This is a genomic window from Methylobacterium sp. ARG-1 (assembly GCF_001262595.1).
GTDB classification, from domain to species: domain Bacteria; phylum Pseudomonadota; class Alphaproteobacteria; order Rhizobiales; family Beijerinckiaceae; genus Methylobacterium; species Methylobacterium brachiatum.
Genome location: NZ_LHCD01000010.1, coordinates 58,566 through 74,441 on the forward strand (window position 1 = coordinate 58,566; position 15,876 = coordinate 74,441).

Consider the following 15,876-nt stretch of genomic DNA (forward strand, 5'->3'; position numbering starts at 1 on the left):
CCGTCTCGTACCTCCATGCCCGCGTCGCCCCCTCGCCCAGGTTCCGCGCCGGAAACCGGCTCGCTCCTCTGGATCCTGATGCTGGGCTCGGCTCTGGTGGCGCTCGCCGCCGCGCCCGCCCGGCGGCGCTTGCCGGATCTGCCCGAACGCCCCGAGGCCCCGGCCGACCGGACCCCGTCGGACGCGGATGAAACGGCCCGCGACACGGCGGCCAACGGCGGCGCGCGCTCGATCGCCGGCCGCGCGGCGCAACTCACCGCGGCGACGCAGCCCGAGCGCGGGCGCGCGGCCAACAGCCCCGCCGAGATGACCCCGGCCGGCTGGAAGGACATCGCGGTCCGAGTCTACCTGGAATTCAACAAGGACCGGGTGCTGGCGGTGGCCGCCGGGGTGACCTTCTACACCCTGCTGTCGCTGTTCCCGGCCATCGCGGCGCTCGTCACCTGCTACGGCCTGTTCGCGGACGTCAACGCGATCAACGAGCACTTGGCGCAGTTGCACGCCGTGCTGCCATCGGGCGCGGTCGAGCTGATCGGCGACCAGATCAAGCGCATCGCCGCCAAGGGCAGCAGCTCCTTGAGCCTGACCTTCTTCACCAGCCTGCTGCTGTCGCTGTGGAGCGCCAACGCCGCCATGAAGGCGATGTTCGACGCCTTGAACGTGGTCTACGAGGAGGAGGAGAAGCGCAACTTCTTCTGGCTCAACATTCGCTCGCTGACCTTCACGGTGGGCGCGCTGCTGTTCATCATCATCGCGCTCAACGCGATCGTGGTGGTGCCGGTGGTGCTGAACTTCCTCGGTCTCGGCTCGGGCGCGTGGCTGCTCGCGGCCCTGCGCTGGCCGGCGGTGCTGCTGGTGCTGCTCGCCGGGCTCTCGGTGCTCTACCGGTTCGGGCCGAGCCGCGAGCATGCCCGCTGGCGCTGGGTCGGCGTCGGCAGCATCGTGGCGGGGCTGCTCTGGCTGATCGCGTCGCTGCTGTTCTCCTGGTACGTGGCGAGCTTCGGCACCTACAACGAGACCTACGGCTCGCTCGGCGCCGTGATCGGCTTCATGACCTGGATCTGGATCTCGTCGACCATCGTGCTGCTCGGCGGCGAGATCAACGCCGAGCTGGAGCACCAGACCGGGCGCGACACCACCACGGGCGCGCCCCTGCCGATGGGCCACCGCCGGGCCCGGATGGCCGACACGGTCGGGGCGGCAGCCTAAGGCCCGCCGTCACCGGCGTCCGGGCGACAGGATGCCGCCGGTGCAGCCGTTTTCAGGGGTGCGGGACTGCCGAGCCTCGCGCGCGATGCCTATATCTCCCGTCGAAAAGGGAGATGTTTATGGCCGATAGCGCGACCACCAACCCGGATACCCGCAGCGACGCCGAGTGGCGCGCGACGCTCACGCCCGAGCAGTACCGGGTGCTGCGCGAGCACGGCACCGAGCGCGCCGGTACGAGCTGCCTGCTCGCCGAGAAGCGCCCGGGCACCTTCACCTGCGTCGGCTGCGGGCAGCCCCTGTTCGAGCAGGGGACCAAGTTCGAGTCCGGCACCGGCTGGCCGAGCTTCTTCGAGCCGCTGGAGGGCGCCGTCGAGACCACGGTGGACCGCAGCCACTGGATGGTCCGGACCGAGGTCCATTGTGCCCGCTGCAAGGGCCATCTCGGCCACGTGTTCGACGACGGGCCCGCCCCCACGGGCCTGCGCTACTGCATGAACGGCGCCGCGATGAACTTCGAGCCGGCGGCCTGAGCCGCCCGGCGCCGGTTTAATCTGGATTGGGAAAACGGCGCTGAACGACGGGATATCGGGGACAGGCGGCGATCCGGGCGAATCACAACCCGGTTCCGGTCTTGATTTCGTCGTGTTTTTGCTTAGCGGTTAACCGTCTCATGTTGTCGCCGTCCGGTATTGGCGGTGGATGCGGTCCTGTCCGAGCCAATACGGCGTTGCGGCTCAGCTTATACGCCGTCAGTGCTGGTTCGACTTACCAGATCCATCCGGGCCGGCGGCCCTGAGGGCAGTCCGCCGGATCGGCGCACCGCCGACGAAGCGGGAGGGGTTTTGAGTTCATGAGCACCATTCGCCGATTCCTGGTCGCGCCATCCCTGGTCCGCCTGATCCGCAAGGAGCGGGGCGGCGCCCGGATCACCGAGGGCCACTTCGCCGCGCAGGGGGGCCGCAGCTCTTACGTGCGCGTCGACGGCCAGAACTGCCAGCTGGTGCTGGTGAACAAGGGGCCGGACGGCATCCCGGTCGAGGAGCGCACCGATGTGCCGCGCGCCCACGGCGATGCGCTGCTCGATGTCTGCCCCGGCAAGGCGGCCTACGACCGCACGGTCCTGACCATCGGCGGGCGCGAGGTCACGATCGACCGCTACGTCACGCCGGGCAATCTCGACCTGATCAGCGTCGCCTTCGACAGCGACGGCGATGCCTCCGCCTTCCAGGCCCCGACCTGGTTCGGCCGCGAGGTCAGCAGCGAGCCGGCCTTCGAGCGCCAAGCGCTCGCCATCCAGGGCGTGCCGACGGCCGAAGAGGTGCCCCTAAGCAACGCGGCCCTCGACGCGGTCCTCGACCTGATCGAGCCGCGCTTCGGCTTCGGCCGCTACGGCAGCACCGCGCGCACCAGCGAGCCGTCGGAAGACGGCGCGATGAACGCCATGCGCCGGATCGTGACCCCGGCCGCTGCGGCAGCCCCCGTCGCGGCACCGCCCGCCCCGCCAGCCCCGGCTCCGGCCCCCGAAGCCGTCGAGCCGCCCCCGGCGCCCCCCGTCGCCGAGGCCCATCCGGAGCCCGAGCATCATCCGGAGCCCGAGCCGGCCCCCGCCCCGGAGCCCGTGCATCACGCTGTTCCGGTCGCGCAGGAGCCCAGCGCCGCCCCGACCCAGCCCGCGCCGCAAGAGACCATCCACAGCGATGCTCGCATCGACGACGTGATCGAGAGCCTGTCCCAGGCGCTCGGCGCCGCGATCCACCAGCAGCCGGAACACGCCACCACCGAGGCCAAGGACGCGAAGACGGACGAGGCCGCGGGCGTGTTCGAGCGCTGGACCGTCCGTCCCCGCCGGACGCAGCAGCAGACCTGATCCGCCGAATTTCCGGGAAGGCCGCGGGGGCAGGGCGCCACCGCGGCCTTTTTGCTGCGCGCCGCGCATCTCGGACCGGCCCCAGGGCTCGGCGGCGCACCGCCTCCCTCTGCCGGGCTACCCCCTTCCATGCCCCGGCGCCGCAGGCGGGTGGGGACGATGACGCATGTCTGGTAGAGCCTCGGAACGCCCCGCAAAGTTGACGCCGGCCCGGCAGGCTGCCATCCGCGCGTCCTGAGATGTCCGCCCGCAAGCGGCGCCGTTCGAGTCCGAAAAGCAATGACAGACCTGATCGAGACGATCCGCCGGACGCTCGTGCCGATTCACAAGGAGGGCTATCCCTTCATCCTGATCGGCATCGTGCTCACGGTACTGGCCGGCTATTTCTCGCAGTTCTTCGGGTGGATCTTCCTGATCCTCACCCTCTGGGTCTGCTACTTCTTCCGCGACCCGGAGCGGATCACCCCGGTGGCCGACGGGCTGGTAGTCTCGCCCGCGGACGGGCGCGTCAACCTGATCGCCACCGTGCTGCCGCCCCCGGAGCTCGACCTGCCGCAGGTCCCGACCCTGCGGGTGTCGGTGTTCATGAACGTGTTCGACTGCCACGTGAACCGGGTACCGGTCTCCGGGCGGATCGGGCAGATCCACTACACGCCGGGCCTGTTCCTCAACGCAGAGCTCGACAAGGCCAGCGACGACAACGAGCGCAACGGCCTCGTGATTGAGACCAGCCATGCCGGCGTGGCGAAGCGCGTCGGCGTGGTGCAGATCGCCGGGCTGGTGGCGCGGCGGATCGTCGGCTTCGTCTCGGCCGGGGATACGTTGGCGGTGGGCGAGCGCTTCGGGTTGATCCGGTTCGGCTCCCGGGTCGACGTCTACCTGCCGGCCGGCGCCACCGTGCTGGTCGGCCTCGGCCAGAAGGCGGTAGCCGGCGAGACGGTGCTGGCCGATCTCGGCGGCGGCCCGGGGCGGCAGTTCAAGCGGATCTAGACGATCATGGACGACCTGTTCCCGCCCTTCGCGCCCGATCCGAACGAGCCGCGCCCGCGCCGGTTCAAGCCGGTGCCGTTCCGGATGATCGCGCCCAATATGATCACCCTGATGGCGCTCTGCCTCGGGCTGACCGCGATTCGCCTGGCCTTCGAGGGGAAGTTCGAGCCCGCCGTCATCGCCGTGGTGGCGGCCGGCGTTCTCGACGGGATCGACGGGCGGGTGGCGCGGCTGCTCAAGGGCACGTCCCGGTTCGGGGCGGAACTCGATTCGCTGGCCGACTTCGTGAATTTCGGCTGCGCCCCAGCGCTGATCCTCTACGGCTTCGCGCTGTTCCACCTGAAATCCGCCGGCTGGATCGTGGCGCTGATCTTCGCCATCGCCATGGCCCTGCGGCTCGCCCGCTTCAACGCGATGCTGGACGACCCGAACCGGCCCGAATGGAAGAAGGATTTCTTTGTCGGCATGCCGGCGCCCGCGGGAGCGCTGACGGCGATGCTGCCGCTCTACCTGCACTTCCTCGGCATGGGTGGCGACACCTGGGCCGCCCCGGCGATCCTGATCTACGTGCTGGCCATCGCCCTGCTGGTGGTCTCCACGGTCCCGACCTTCTCGGGCAAGACCATGGGCAAGCGGGTGCCGCGCAGCCTCGTCCTGCCGATCTTCCTGTTCGGGGTCGCGGCCTTCGGCATCCTGATCAGCTACCCGTTCGAGGCCCTGGTGGCCGTGAGCGGCGGCTACCTGCTGACCATCCCGGTGGTGGCGGCGCAGTATCGCCGCCGCGCCAAGGCCGAATTGGCTGCTGCCGTGGACGAGCCGTCGGGACCTGCGGCGATCGGTGGGGGATAGACCGAGGCCGGCGCTGGCTTTCGCGCGCCTCCGGCCTAGGTTGGCCGGGGATCCCGGCGGGGGTTGGGGATGCTCGAAGAGTTCAAGAAGTTCGCGCTGCGCGGGAATGTGGTCGACCTCGCGGTCGGCGTGATCATCGGCGCGGCCTTCGGGGCGATCGTCAACTCGGCCGTGCAGGACCTGTTCATGCCGGCGATCGGCGCGATCACCGGCGGGCTCGATTTCTCGAACTACTACATCCCGCTCTCGTCCAAGGTTCAGGCTGGGCTGCCCTACGCGGATGCCAAAAAACAGGGCGCCGTCTTGGGTTACGGCCAGTTCCTGACGTTGACCCTCAACTTCCTGATCGTCGCCTTCGTGCTGTTCCTGGTGATCCGGGCGATGAACAAGCTGCAGCATGCCGAGGCCAAGAAGCCCGAGGCGGTGGCCGAGGTCCCGGCGGATGTGAAGCTCCTGTCCGAGATCCGCGATCTCCTGGCCGAGAAGCCGCGGGTCTGACGGTCAGGTCTGACAGTCAGGTCCTGGGCTTGTCGGCATCCTCCGGCTTGACCCCGAGGGCGTCGAGGATCTGGTCGAGGGCCTGGCCCACCGCGCCGGTGCCCTCCTCGTGAGTCTTCAGCCGGGTCTCGAGCCGGCGGATTTGCGGCTCGAACGCGTCCGGCACCGGGTCGTCGCCGAGGAAGCGAGGCTTGTCCGGACCGACGGGCAGCACGCCGCGCAGCTGCTGGCCGAGATGGTCACGCACCGGTTCCGGCAGCGTCGCGCCGGGGTCGCTCGGATCCTGGCTCATGGTCTCCTCACATATGCCTTGGCGCATCAACGACTTCGCCGGAGAACCGTTGCGCCGCCGTCGCGGGCCGCAGATCGAAGACGGGCCCCGAAGCGGGTCGCTTCGGGGCCCGATGGGCCGGCGCGGGACCGGCCCGGCTGATTAGTCGATGACCTCGACGATCCGGTGACCGCGATCGACCAGGACCGGGCGATCGTTCACGACCGTGTAGCGGTAGCCCGGCTGCACGCGGTACTCGGACGGGACGTCGTAATAGGTGACGCCGGAGGCCGGCAGCGTGGAGCCGACGGCGACGCGGCCGTCGTAATCGTACGAGCGGACGTTGCGCTCGCGGACGTAGCTGCGGAAGCGCGGCGCCATGTCGACGCCGAGGATGCCGCCCACCGTGCCGGTGGCCGCGCCGACGGCGCCGCCGACGATCCCGCCGATCGGGCCGGCCGCGTCGTTACCGGCGGCCGCGCCGCGCTCGGCACCCGGAATGGTGCCCTGGGCCTGGGCGGCGAGCGGCAGCGACAGGACGAGGGCCGAGGCGGCGATGAGGGTCTTGAGGGTCATACAGGATCACTCCGTTCCGTGGCGTTCCGCCGCAACGAGGCGACGAAGCTCGGGCCGGTAACGCCCGATCCCCGGAAACGGATGCATCCTTTTTCCGGCGCGACGCGCCGAAAACCCGTAGTCACGTAATCTCTACGCGTCCTTGGGCATCGCCGACTGGATGAACCGGTCGGAGCCCAGATCCTCCTCGTCGTAGCCCAGCAGCTCGGCCAGCCGGCCGCGGGCGCGGCTGACGCGGCTCTTCACGGTGCCGACCTTGCAGCCCATGATCGTGGCCGCCTCCTCGTAGGAGACGCCCTCGGCGCCGACCAGCACCAGCGCCTCGCGCTGGTCCGGCGGCAGCTTGGCCAAGGCCGATTGCAAATCCTCGACGTCGAGCCGGTCGCCCTGATGCGGGGCCGTGGCCAGCCGCGCCGCGTAGGAGCCGTCCTGGTCCTCGACCTCGCGGACCCGCTTGCGGTGATCCGAGTAGAAGATGTTGCGCAGGATCGTGAACAACCATGCGTTGAGGTTGGTCCCCGGCTGGAACCGGGCGCGGTGCTGCCAGCCTTTCAGCAGGGTGTCCTGGACGAGGTCGTCGGAGCGGGCGGGGTTCGAGGTCAGCGACAGCGCGAAGGCGCGCAGCGACGGCACCGCCGCGAGCAGGCCGTTGCGGAATTCCGGCTCGATCGCCTCGCCGCGGGCGCGCAGCGCCTCTTCCAGCTTCTCGATCAGGTCGGCGAAGCGGGAGGGCAGCACCTCTTCGCCGATCCGCTCGTAGACGGTGCGCAAGTGCTCGCCGAGATGCGTGCGGATGTTCGGCGCGAGGTTCGGGCGGCCATCCTGAAGCCCGTCCTCTTGGGATAGGACGGTGTCGGTCTCGTCGCGGCTCATGCGTGTCGTGCTCGTCAGCTCATCGTGGCTCGACCTGCGGTCCGGAACGGTCGAGGCGGATCGCTTGCCGGCCCGCAATTAGGACGAAATCGGGCCGATGCGCTCCTGTTACGGGCGTTCTAGCGCATCGGGCGCGGGCATGCACCCTCGACCCACTGACTTATGATAAGGTCGCTGCCCGCAACAGGCGGATCGCCCCGTCCCGCAGGGTCAGGACGTCGCCGCGGGCGAGGTCGGTCCAGCTCTCGTCCCGGGTCAGCGCCTTCGTGGCGATGACGGTGACAATGTCGTGCTCCGTGGTCTCCCGGGCGAAATCGACCTGCCAATCCTCGTCGATCAGCGTGGCTTTGCCGAAGGGGGCGCGGCGGGTGAGATAGCAGAGGCGCTTGCCGCAATGCGCGTAGAGGGTGCGGCTGTCGGTCAGCAGCATGTTGAAGACGCCCAGCGCGTGCAGCTCGCCCGCGAGGTCGGCCACCGCCCGGTCGAGGGTCTCGGGCCGGGGCAGGGCCTTGAACCGCGCCTGCAGGCGGCCGAGCATCCAGCAGAAGGCGTGCTCGCTGTCGGTGGAGCCGATCGGCATGAAGCTGCCGAGCGGCAGGCGCTTCACGCCCTTGAGCTGCCCGTTATGCGCGAAGGTCCACCGGCGGCCCCACAATTCGCGCGCGAACGGGTGGGTGTTCTCCAGGCTGACCCGGCCGCGATTGGCCTTGCGGACATGGGCGACGACGATGCGGCTCTTGATCGGCATGTCGCGCAGCAGCCGGGCCAGCTGCGAGCGCGAGCTCGGCTCCGGCTCGTGGAAGCTGCGGCAGGTCCGCCCGTCATAGAAGCTGATGCCCCAGCCATCGGCATGGGGCCCGGTGTCGCCGCCGCGCCGGGCGAGCCCGGCGAACGAGAAGCGGATGTCGGTCGGCACGTTGGCGCTCATGCCGAGCAGTTCGCACATCAGGATAATGCCGGGACCATGCGGAGAAGGGGCAACGTTTAGGAGTGTTCGGTCGCCCGAACAACGGCTTTCGCGCCGTTCACCGAGCAAGATAATCGGTCAGCGTCATCCCGATCATGATGGCGACCCAGAAGAAACCGAGCACCGAGAACAGCCGCACCAGCGGCGGCTCGTGGATCACCTCCATGGAGACGAGGAGGATCAGGGCCACCATCACGGCGACCACGAGGAGCTCGACGATCCAGACCTGGGGGAAGGGCAGGGTGGCCCCCAGGGTGACGTTGACCGCGAGCAGGGCCAGCAGCGCCAGGAAGGTCAGCACCGGCGTGCGCAGCCGCCGCCGGAGCAGGGCGCGGTCGTCGGCGCTCAGGGTCGCGAGGGGATTGCGCATCCTACCGGTTCACCACGTAGAGGATCGGGAAGGCCAGGATCCAGACGAGGTCGATGAAGTGCCAGTACAGGCCGTAGACCTCGATCCAGTTCTGGTGGCGGGACAGGAACCCGGCCTTGGCGGCCATCCAGGTCATGCCGAGCAGGAGCGCGATGCCGGTGAACAGGTGGAGCGCGTGCAGGATCGTGGCGACGTAGTAGAGGTTCACGAACAGCCGTGCCGGCGGCGTCTCGGCCAGCGCGAAGGGCCGATTGCTCAGGAACGGCATCATGTGCTCGTCCCAGTCGGCGTAATACTCGTAGCCCTTGAGTACCAGGAACAGGCTGCCCAGCGCCGCGGTGGCGAGCATCGCCCGGACCATGGCGCGCTGCCAGCCGATCCGCGAGAACTCGATCGCCATCGACATGGTCAAGCTGGAGCAGATCAGCACCACGGTGTTGACCGCGCCGATCCAGAACTTGAGGTGCTTGGCCGCCGCGACCGTCGCCTCGGGGTGCTGGATCCGGGTAATCAAAGCCACCAGGAACAGGGCCGAGAACAGCAGCAGCTCGGTGATCAGCCAGGCCCAGATGCCGAGCGTCGCGGCGGCGCGCTGCTGGCCCACCGTCTCGAAATGCCCGGCGCGGGATACCCCGACGCCCTCTGCCAGCCCCTCGCTCATCCGTGCTGGTCCCGGGCTTCCTGCGCCTGGATGGGATAATCGTAGGGGATGCGCGGCACCTCGGGCGGCGAGTGGAAATTGTGCTTGGGGGGCGGCGAGGCGGTCTCCCATTCGAGCCCCTTCGCGTTCCACGGGTTGGCCGGCGCCTTCCGGCCGAACCACAGGGAATAGACGAGGTAGAGCATCGGGAAGATGTAGCCCGCGGCCAGGATCGTGGCGCCGGCCGAGGACAGCACGTTCAAGAGCTGGAACTCGACCGGGTAGGTCGCGTAGCGCCGGGGCATCCCGAGATAGCCGAGGATGAACTGCGGGAAGAAGGTGACGTTGAAGCCGAGGAAGATCAGCACCGCCGAGACCCGGCCCCAGGGCTCGCTATACATCCGGCCGGTGAATTTCGGCCACCAGAAGTGCAGGCCGCCCAGGAAGGCCAGCACCGTGCCGCCGACCATGATGTAGTGGAAATGCGCGACCACGAAGTAGGTCGCGTGAATGTGCTGGTTGATGGCGAGGGTCGCCAGGTAAAGGCCGGTGAGCCCGCCGAGCACGAACAGCCCGATATAGCCCATCGCGTAGAGCATCGGCGTGTCGAGCCGCAGGCTCCCCTTATGGATCGTGGCGGTCCAGTTATAGACCTTGACCGCGGACGGCACCGCCACCGCGAAGGACAGGGCAGAGAAGACCAGGGAGGCCAGGTCGCTCTGGCCGTTGACGAACATGTGATGGCCCCAGACGAAGAAGGTCACCGAGGCCAGCCCGATCGACGCGTAGGCGACGAAGCGGTAGCCGAACAGCTTCTTCTGCGCGAAGGCCGGGACGATCTCCGAGATCACCCCCATGCCGGGCAGGACCATGATGTACACGGCCGGGTGCGAATAGAACCAGAACAGGTGCTGGAACAGCACCGGGTCGCCGCCATAGGCCGGATCGAACACGCCGATATGGAAGCCGCGCTCCATGATCAGCAGGATCAGCGCGGTAGTGATCACCGGCGTGGCCAGCAGGAAGATCAGGCTGGTGGCGTAGTGCGCCCAGACGAAGATCGGAAGCTTGAACCACGTCATGCCGGGGGCCCGCATGGTGTGGATCGTGACCACGAAGTTCAGGCCGGTGAGGATCGACGAGAAGCCCACGATGGTCACGCCGATCAGGGCCGGCAGGACCCAGGTGTTCGAGAAGGCGGTGGAGAGCGGCGCGTAGAAGGTCCAGCCGGTGTCGACGCCGCCCAGCACCAGCGAGACCAGGGTGAAGAACGCCCCGGCCATGAACACGTACCAGCTCGTCAAGTTGAGCTTGGGGAAGGCCAGATCCTTGGCCCCGATCATCAGCGGGATCAGGAAATTGCCGAAGGTCGCCGGGATCGACGGGATCAGGAAGAACCACACCATCACCACGCCGTGGATGGTGAAGGCCTTGTTGTAGGTGTCGTTGGTCATGATCGCGCCGTTCGGCACGATCAGCGCCAGCCGGACCACGCCGGCCGCCACGGCCCCGATCACGAAGAAGCCGGTAATCGAGGTGAGGTAGAGGATCGCGATGCGCTTGTGGTCGGTGGTGAGGAACCACGAGCGCAGGGTCGAATCCGCGTGGAGATAATCCGCCTTGCGCCCGAGGGTGGCCTCCGGCGCGTGCGGCTCGCGGCGGGCCGTGCCGCCGACGCTGCCCGTTGCGCTCATGGTGTCGCCCTCATGGATTCGCCTGCGCGGCCTTGCCGGAGGCCGGCGCCGTGTAGGATTTCAGGAAGTCGATGAGGCGACCGAGCTCGTCCTCCGGGATCCGCCCGGCAAAGCTCGGCATGACCTGCTTGTAGCCCTCGGCGAGCCGGTCGCCGTTCGGGTTCAGGATCTTCTCGCGCAGCCAGGTCTCGTCGGCCGTCACGGTGCGGCCATCGGCGAGCTTCACCGGGCTGCCGTAGAGGCCGACGAGGCTCGGGGCCTTCACGGCGGAGCCGGGATCGTGGCAGCCGGCGCAGCCATAGGCCTCGTAGAGGGTGCGGCCGGCCGCGACCTTGCTCTGCTGCGCGCCGGCATGGGTCAGCCACTCCTGGTAGTCGCCCGGGTTCATGAAGGTAACCTGGCCGCCCATCACGGAATGGTCGGTGCCGCAATATTCCGAGCAGTGCAGGTGATAGGTGCCGATCTTGTCGGCCTTGAACCACAGGTCGGTGTAGCGGTCGGGCAGGGCGGCGACCTGCAGGCGCAGGGCCGGCAGGTAGAGGGCGTGGATCACGTCCTGGCTGATGATCCGCAGGCGGATCGGCTGCCCGATCGGCAGGTGGAGGTCGTTGATCTCGGCCTGGCCGGTCGGGTGCTGGAACTTCCACATCCATTGCCGGCCGATCGCCTCGATCACCATCGCGTCGGGCGGCGCGTTCTTCGAGGCGATGAACAGGCGTGCGCCCCAGACGAAGAAGATCAGCGTCAGCAGGAACGGGATCAGCATCCAGCTGATCTCGATCAGGTTGGAGCGGATGCCGGACGGGTGCCGGTCCGCCTCCGAGCCCTCCCGGTAGCGCAGGGCGAAATAGGTGATCGCCACGAAGACCGGCACGGTCAGCAGCAGGGTCAGGACCGTGAAGGCCAGAATCAACAGGTCGGTCTCGGACGCTGTGGCCGAGATCGCGGGGGGCCAGAGTTCGAGGGCTGCGTGGTTCGGCGTCATCCTGTCTACCGTTCCGGCGCATCGAGGGAGCGGCCGACGATCAGCTCCATGGCCCGGTCGACCGGGATGCGGGCCCGGGTGCGGGCCGGATCGCTGTAGCCGTAGCCGGAGACCTGCGCCGCCGCTCCGGCCCGCTGGCGGTCGAGATCGGCATAGGGGTCCGCCTGGAGGTTCGGCGGCGGCGGCGTCAGGGGCGCGGTCTGCTGGCGGGTGAGGGGCGGCAGGCTCCGGCGCTGGCTGGCGCTGAAGGCGCCCATCAGCCAGACCATGGTGCCGATCACCGTGAGGACCGCGAGCGCCAGGCCCGCCATCACCAGCGCGGTGTTGCGGACGCTGACGTCGCGCGTCTCGTAGCCGGGACCGTCCGGATCGTTCGGGGCGTTGGCCGGCGTGCCGCGGGTGGGCCGGCCGTTCAGCAGGCCGCTGCCGCGCAGGGTCAGCCCGGCCAGGATCGCCGGGATCAGGCCGGGACCGGGGGGGCCGCCGGCGCTCATGCGACCCTCCCGGCGCGCCGGGCTTTCGGTGCCGCGCGGCCGCCCAGCAGGGGATGCAGCGCGGCGGCCAGACACGCCACCGCCAGGGCGGCGAGCGCGTCGGCCGGGCGGATCACGAACCGGTCGCGCAGGGCCGGCGTGACCAGCCAGAACATCTCGAGCGCATGCACGGCGAGCGCCGCGCCGGCCAGGATCCGGGTGGTCGGGCGGCCCGGACGGAGGGTCGCGAGCCCGGCCAGCACGACGACGATCCCGGCCGCGATCGACAGGCCGCGCCCGAGCCCGCCGCCGCGGGCGAAGTACCAGGACACCTCCGGCGGCAGGTTGGCCGACCAGACGATCAGGAACTGCACGAAATGCAGGAACGCCCAGAGGCCGAGCAGGACCACCAGGGGAACCAGCCGGCCCCGCCCGGGCGGGGTGCGCCCGCGACCCACCGGCTCCGGCTCCTCCCAGGCGAGCAGGATCGCGGCCGCGAAGGCCAGCCCGCTCCAGGCGGTCATCACCAAGAGGCCGAGCAGGGCGGAATCGAGCCGCGGGTCGAGGGAGGCGATGACGTCGGTGGTGAACAGGGTGCCGACCACCGCGTGGAGCCCCACCGCCGGCACGGTGCGGCCCTCGCCCGGCTCGTCGAAGGGCCGCGCGAAGCGGACGGCCAGCCAGGTCCAGGCCGCGAGATACGCGATCACCCGGGCCGCGAAGAACGGCGTGGTGAACCAGAGCGCCGCGAGCGGCGTGCGCGGCGCCGCCCCGACCCAGGGATAGAGCAGCGGCAAAGCGGCGAGCATCGGCAACCCGAGCAGCGCGGCCACCGGCATCAAAGCCATCAGCCGGCGCAGGGCCGCCAGCATCTCGACGCCGCCGCGCTCGCGCACGCGCTTGCCGAAGCGCTCGGCCACGATCGTCACCGGCAGCGCCCCCACCGGCAGCGCCAGGAGGACGAGCCAGGCGGAGAGATACCCGCAGGCCGCGCCGCGCCAGCCGCCCGCGAGGAAGCAGCCGGCCAGCAGGCCGAGCCCGAGGAGGCCGAGGAGGGGGCGGCTCACTGGGTCGCCTCCAGGCGGGCCCGGTCGTCCGGCGGCAGGCTCGCCACCGGGGCGTCCTGGCTGAGCTGGAGCGCCCGGACATAGGCGACGATCGCCCAGCGGTCGGCGGAGGGGATCATCTGCGCCATGCCGAACATGGCGCGCCGCCCGTTGCCGATGGCGTCGTAGATCTCGGCGGCCGGGGCCTTGCGCAGGGGCGCGGCCGTGAGGTCGCCGGCATGCGGGAAGCCGCGGGCCACGACGATGCCCTGGCCGCGCCCGTCCTGGCCGTGGCAGGGGGTGCAGAACACCGCGTAGCGCTGCCGGCCGCGCTCGACCAGGTCCTGGCTGATCGTCTGCGGCTGCGGTGCCTCCCGCGCCGGGTCGGTCCGCGGTACGGTCCCGGAGACCGGCTGGCGCATGGTGATGTGGCGGGGGAAGAACGGGTTCCGGTCCCAGGTCTTGGCCCGGGCCTGGTCGTCCATGTTGGCCTCGCCGCAGGCCGAGAGGGCCGGCAGCGCCGCGACGAGGATGAGGCCGACGGCGCGCCTCATCGCGGGATCCTGCGGATCTCGAGGGGACGCCCGGCCTCGACCGGCAGGCTGGTGAGCCGCCGCTCGAACCGCGCCGCGTCGAACCGGTCGCCGCGCGCCTCCGCGGAGAGGAAGAACCGGTCATCCGAGGCGCGCAGGAAGCCCGGGATGTTGAAGGCCGGGTGGTTCAGCCGCGGTAGGCGGTTGAGCACCAGGAGCGCGAGGTGGATCGCGATGCAGCCGGTCATCATCGCGAAGGAGATGCTCGGCACCACGAAGGACGGCCAGGACAGGCGCGGGCGACCGCCGATCAGGAACACGTAATCGTAGGCCGTGGCGTAGACGCACATCGCGTAGAAGCCCGCGCCGCCGAGCAGCGCGCCGGCGAGCGCGTAGGGCAGGATCGAGCGGCCCTCCAGGCCCAGCGCCCGCAAGGTCCGGGGCATCGGCACCGGCCCGTGCCCGTCGAGATGGACCTGGTCCGGCGGGCTGATCGACGACACCGCCTGCAGGGCGGCGGCGAGGTCGGACTGGCTCGCGAAGGTCGCCGACACGCCCCAGAGCGGCGCCGGCCCGGGATTCTCCTCCGGACGGAGGGTGGCCCGGGACGCGGCCTCCCGGGCGGCGGCCTCGGTGCCCGGAGCCCGGGCCAGGGCGAGGCGCCGGCTCTCGATGATCGAGACCGCCGGCAGGTAGCGCAGGAACAGCAGCAGCAGGGTCAGGAACAGGCCGAGCGAGCCCGCGAAGGTGGCGATGCCCCAGGGATCCGGCCCGTAGGGCAGCCGCGAGGAGGGCAGGAAGTCCTGGGTCAGGGTGACGACCAGGACCATGACGTGGTCGGCATAGGCGCCGGCCGCCACGAGGAGCCCGACCGCGGCGAGCACCAGCGGCGCCGTGCGGGCGCGGGCCGACCACAGGATCTGCGCCGGCAGGACCAGGCCGAGGATCGCCGTCCACGAGACCAGGGCGTGGTCGCCGGTCATGCGCCGCACCAAAACGCCCCGCGCCTCCGGATCGCCGTTGAGGAACGTGTCGAAATACTCGGCGGCGTAGCAATAGGCGCTGGCGCAGCCGAGGCAGAGCAGCAGGCGGCCGAGCACGTCGAGGTGGCGCACGCTGACCAGGGCGTCGAGGCCGTAGACGATGCGGATCAGCACCACGATCGCCGCGGTGACGCCGACGCCGGAATAGACCGCGTTCACCAGGAAGCTCACCGGCAGGAGCGTACTGTGCCAGCCCGGCATCAGCGATCCGGCGAGCATGACCGAGGCGCCGGTCTGGACCGAGACCACCAGCAGCACGCCGAGCAACGCCACCGTCCGGTAGGCCTGGACCCAGATCTGCCAATGGGCGGCCGAGCCGCGCCAGCCGGAGGCGACGATGCCGTAGACCTGCGCGCGCAGCAAAGCGAGCTTGCGGGTGCGGGCCTTGGCATCGCTCTGGCGCATCGCCTCCACGAAGGCGCGGTCGCGCAGGGTGGCGAGGTCCGGCAGCATCCCGATGAACCAGAGGCTCACGCAGATCACCAGGAAGGCGACGATGTCGATCGCGTCCCAGAGCAGCGGCGAGCGGAATTGTGGCCAGAGATTGTAGGTGTTGGGATAGGGCAGGTTCCAGAAGAAGAACCACGGCCGCCCGAGATGGATGATTGGGTAGAGCCCGGCCGACGCGGTGGCGAGCAGCGCCAGGGTCTCGGCGATGCGGTTCACGGCCCCGCGCCACTCCGCCCCGAGCAGGAGCAGCACGGCCGAGACCAGCAGGCTGCCCGACGCGACGCCGATCCACCAATCGTAGCTCGCGATGTCGAGCGCCCAGACGACGGCGTTGTTGTTGGCCCAGACCCCCGGCCCTGCATAGAGCAGGTAGCAGAGGGTGAAGCCGAACACGCCGAGCAAAGCCACCGCCCCCGCGAAGGCGATCCACCAGCGGCGGTTGCGCGGATGCGTCAGCGGGATGGCGGTGACCGCGCCGCCGATGCCCTGGAGGGTTTCTTCCGGCCGGATCAGGGGACCGCCTGCGAGAGCGCCGGACATGC

18 protein-coding genes are annotated in these 15,876 nt (G+C 69.8%); 6 read left to right on the forward strand and 12 right to left on the reverse strand.

Annotated elements, in window-relative coordinates:
- Nucleotides 1-15 precede the first annotated feature (15 nt).
- The 6 genes from AKJ13_RS12075 to mscL all read left to right on the forward strand — a co-directional run bounded on the left by AKJ13_RS12075 (nt 16) and on the right by mscL (nt 5,413).
- Nucleotides 16-1,209 carry a YihY/virulence factor BrkB family protein gene (locus AKJ13_RS12075; RefSeq protein ID WP_050733561.1) on the forward strand — a complete coding sequence of 398 codons (1,194 nt, stop codon included), beginning with the start codon at nt 16-18 and terminating at the stop codon, nt 1,207-1,209.
- Between the two features lie 119 nt (nt 1,210-1,328).
- Nucleotides 1,329-1,739: a peptide-methionine (R)-S-oxide reductase MsrB gene (msrB, locus tag AKJ13_RS12080; protein ID WP_007562841.1), complete on the forward strand. Its 411-nt coding sequence runs from the start codon at nt 1,329-1,331 to the stop codon at nt 1,737-1,739.
- A 320-nt stretch (nt 1,740-2,059) separates the two neighbouring features.
- A complete protein-coding gene (locus tag AKJ13_RS12085) occupies nt 2,060-3,076 on the forward strand; it encodes a hypothetical protein (RefSeq protein ID WP_050733562.1) in 1,017 nt (338 codons plus the stop codon).
- Nucleotides 3,077-3,355: 279 nt separating this feature from the next.
- On the forward strand, nt 3,356-4,066 hold the full coding sequence (locus AKJ13_RS12090; protein WP_050733563.1) for a phosphatidylserine decarboxylase: 711 nt from the start codon (nt 3,356-3,358) through the stop codon (nt 4,064-4,066).
- A 6-nt stretch (nt 4,067-4,072) separates the two neighbouring features.
- Nucleotides 4,073-4,915 (forward strand): phosphatidylcholine/phosphatidylserine synthase, encoded by an 843-nt coding sequence (locus AKJ13_RS12095; RefSeq protein ID WP_050733564.1) that lies wholly within the window; start codon nt 4,073-4,075, stop codon nt 4,913-4,915.
- A gap of 69 nt (nt 4,916-4,984) precedes the next feature.
- Nucleotides 4,985-5,413, forward strand: coding sequence for a large conductance mechanosensitive channel protein MscL (gene mscL / locus AKJ13_RS12100; protein WP_007562833.1), 429 nt, complete (start codon nt 4,985-4,987; stop codon nt 5,411-5,413).
- Between the two features lie 16 nt (nt 5,414-5,429).
- Here the strand turns inward: mscL and AKJ13_RS12105 are convergent, their stop codons facing one another.
- From AKJ13_RS12105 to AKJ13_RS12160, 12 genes are all read right to left on the reverse strand, one after another.
- Nucleotides 5,430-5,705, reverse strand: a complete 276-nt coding sequence (locus AKJ13_RS12105) for a hypothetical protein (RefSeq protein WP_082316931.1) — start codon at nt 5,703-5,705, stop codon at nt 5,430-5,432.
- A 141-nt stretch (nt 5,706-5,846) separates the two neighbouring features.
- A complete protein-coding gene (locus AKJ13_RS12110) occupies nt 5,847-6,260 on the reverse strand; it encodes a DUF1236 domain-containing protein (protein WP_007562829.1) in 414 nt (137 codons plus the stop codon).
- Between the two features lie 132 nt (nt 6,261-6,392).
- Nucleotides 6,393-7,133 carry a NepR family anti-sigma factor gene (locus tag AKJ13_RS12115; protein WP_007562827.1) on the reverse strand — a complete coding sequence of 247 codons (741 nt, stop codon included), beginning with the start codon at nt 7,131-7,133 and terminating at the stop codon, nt 6,393-6,395.
- A gap of 160 nt (nt 7,134-7,293) precedes the next feature.
- Nucleotides 7,294-8,079, reverse strand: coding sequence for a class II glutamine amidotransferase (locus tag AKJ13_RS12120; RefSeq protein WP_050733566.1), 786 nt, complete (start codon nt 8,077-8,079; stop codon nt 7,294-7,296).
- A 79-nt stretch (nt 8,080-8,158) separates the two neighbouring features.
- Nucleotides 8,159-8,470, reverse strand: a complete 312-nt coding sequence (locus AKJ13_RS12125) for a hypothetical protein (RefSeq protein ID WP_050733567.1) — start codon at nt 8,468-8,470, stop codon at nt 8,159-8,161.
- 1 nt (nt 8,471) lies between these two features.
- The gene (locus AKJ13_RS12130) at nt 8,472-9,131 is read right to left on the reverse strand and encodes a cytochrome c oxidase subunit 3 (protein WP_007562818.1); all 660 of its coding nucleotides are present in this window, start codon (nt 9,129-9,131) and stop codon (nt 8,472-8,474) included.
- Nucleotides 9,128-10,804 (reverse strand): cbb3-type cytochrome c oxidase subunit I, encoded by a 1,677-nt coding sequence (locus tag AKJ13_RS12135; RefSeq protein ID WP_007562817.1) that lies wholly within the window; start codon nt 10,802-10,804, stop codon nt 9,128-9,130. The genes AKJ13_RS12130 and AKJ13_RS12135 overlap by 4 nt, the downstream gene beginning before the upstream one ends.
- Before the next feature lie 10 nt (nt 10,805-10,814).
- Nucleotides 10,815-11,789 carry a cytochrome c oxidase subunit II gene (gene coxB / locus AKJ13_RS12140; protein WP_050733568.1) on the reverse strand — a complete coding sequence of 325 codons (975 nt, stop codon included), beginning with the start codon at nt 11,787-11,789 and terminating at the stop codon, nt 10,815-10,817.
- A gap of 5 nt (nt 11,790-11,794) precedes the next feature.
- Nucleotides 11,795-12,283, reverse strand: coding sequence for a hypothetical protein (locus tag AKJ13_RS12145; RefSeq protein ID WP_050733569.1), 489 nt, complete (start codon nt 12,281-12,283; stop codon nt 11,795-11,797).
- On the reverse strand, nt 12,280-13,329 hold the full coding sequence (locus AKJ13_RS12150; RefSeq protein ID WP_050733570.1) for a hypothetical protein: 1,050 nt from the start codon (nt 13,327-13,329) through the stop codon (nt 12,280-12,282). The genes AKJ13_RS12145 and AKJ13_RS12150 overlap by 4 nt, the downstream gene beginning before the upstream one ends.
- Complete coding sequence (locus AKJ13_RS12155; protein ID WP_050733571.1) at nt 13,326-13,862, reverse strand: cytochrome c; 537 nt, start codon at nt 13,860-13,862, stop codon at nt 13,326-13,328. Before AKJ13_RS12155 ends, AKJ13_RS12150 begins: the two co-directional genes overlap by 4 nt.
- Nucleotides 13,859-15,874, reverse strand: a complete 2,016-nt coding sequence (locus tag AKJ13_RS12160) for a quinol:electron acceptor oxidoreductase subunit ActD (RefSeq protein WP_050733572.1) — start codon at nt 15,872-15,874, stop codon at nt 13,859-13,861. Before AKJ13_RS12160 ends, AKJ13_RS12155 begins: the two co-directional genes overlap by 4 nt.
- Nucleotides 15,875-15,876: the final 2 nt, after the last annotated feature.

Bases quoted from the DNA above. Each gene is read 5' to 3' on its own strand.
- AKJ13_RS12120 (WP_050733566.1), bottom strand. From the start codon at position 8,079: ATGTGCGAACTGCTCGGCATGAGCGCCAACGTGCCGACCGACATCCGC.
- mscL (WP_007562833.1), top strand. From the start codon at position 4,985: ATGCTCGAAGAGTTCAAGAAGTTCGCGCTGCGCGGGAATGTGGTCGAC.
- AKJ13_RS12115 (WP_007562827.1), bottom strand. From the start codon at position 7,133: ATGAGCCGCGACGAGACCGACACCGTCCTATCCCAAGAGGACGGGCTT.
- AKJ13_RS12135 (WP_007562817.1), bottom strand. From the start codon at position 10,804: ATGAGCGCAACGGGCAGCGTCGGCGGCACGGCCCGCCGCGAGCCGCAC.
- coxB (WP_050733568.1), bottom strand. From the start codon at position 11,789: ATGACGCCGAACCACGCAGCCCTCGAACTCTGGCCCCCCGCGATCTCG.
- AKJ13_RS12160 (WP_050733572.1), bottom strand. From the start codon at position 15,874: ATGTCCGGCGCTCTCGCAGGCGGTCCCCTGATCCGGCCGGAAGAAACC.
- AKJ13_RS12130 (WP_007562818.1), bottom strand. From the start codon at position 9,131: ATGAGCGAGGGGCTGGCAGAGGGCGTCGGGGTATCCCGCGCCGGGCAT.
- AKJ13_RS12075 (WP_050733561.1), top strand. From the start codon at position 16: ATGCCCGCGTCGCCCCCTCGCCCAGGTTCCGCGCCGGAAACCGGCTCG.
- msrB (WP_007562841.1), top strand. From the start codon at position 1,329: ATGGCCGATAGCGCGACCACCAACCCGGATACCCGCAGCGACGCCGAG.
- AKJ13_RS12155 (WP_050733571.1), bottom strand. From the start codon at position 13,862: ATGAGGCGCGCCGTCGGCCTCATCCTCGTCGCGGCGCTGCCGGCCCTC.
- AKJ13_RS12110 (WP_007562829.1), bottom strand. From the start codon at position 6,260: ATGACCCTCAAGACCCTCATCGCCGCCTCGGCCCTCGTCCTGTCGCTG.
- AKJ13_RS12125 (WP_050733567.1), bottom strand. From the start codon at position 8,470: ATGCGCAATCCCCTCGCGACCCTGAGCGCCGACGACCGCGCCCTGCTC.
- AKJ13_RS12105 (WP_082316931.1), bottom strand. From the start codon at position 5,705: ATGAGCCAGGATCCGAGCGACCCCGGCGCGACGCTGCCGGAACCGGTG.
- AKJ13_RS12090 (WP_050733563.1), top strand. From the start codon at position 3,356: ATGACAGACCTGATCGAGACGATCCGCCGGACGCTCGTGCCGATTCAC.
- AKJ13_RS12095 (WP_050733564.1), top strand. From the start codon at position 4,073: ATGGACGACCTGTTCCCGCCCTTCGCGCCCGATCCGAACGAGCCGCGC.
- AKJ13_RS12145 (WP_050733569.1), bottom strand. From the start codon at position 12,283: ATGAGCGCCGGCGGCCCCCCCGGTCCCGGCCTGATCCCGGCGATCCTG.
- AKJ13_RS12085 (WP_050733562.1), top strand. From the start codon at position 2,060: ATGAGCACCATTCGCCGATTCCTGGTCGCGCCATCCCTGGTCCGCCTG.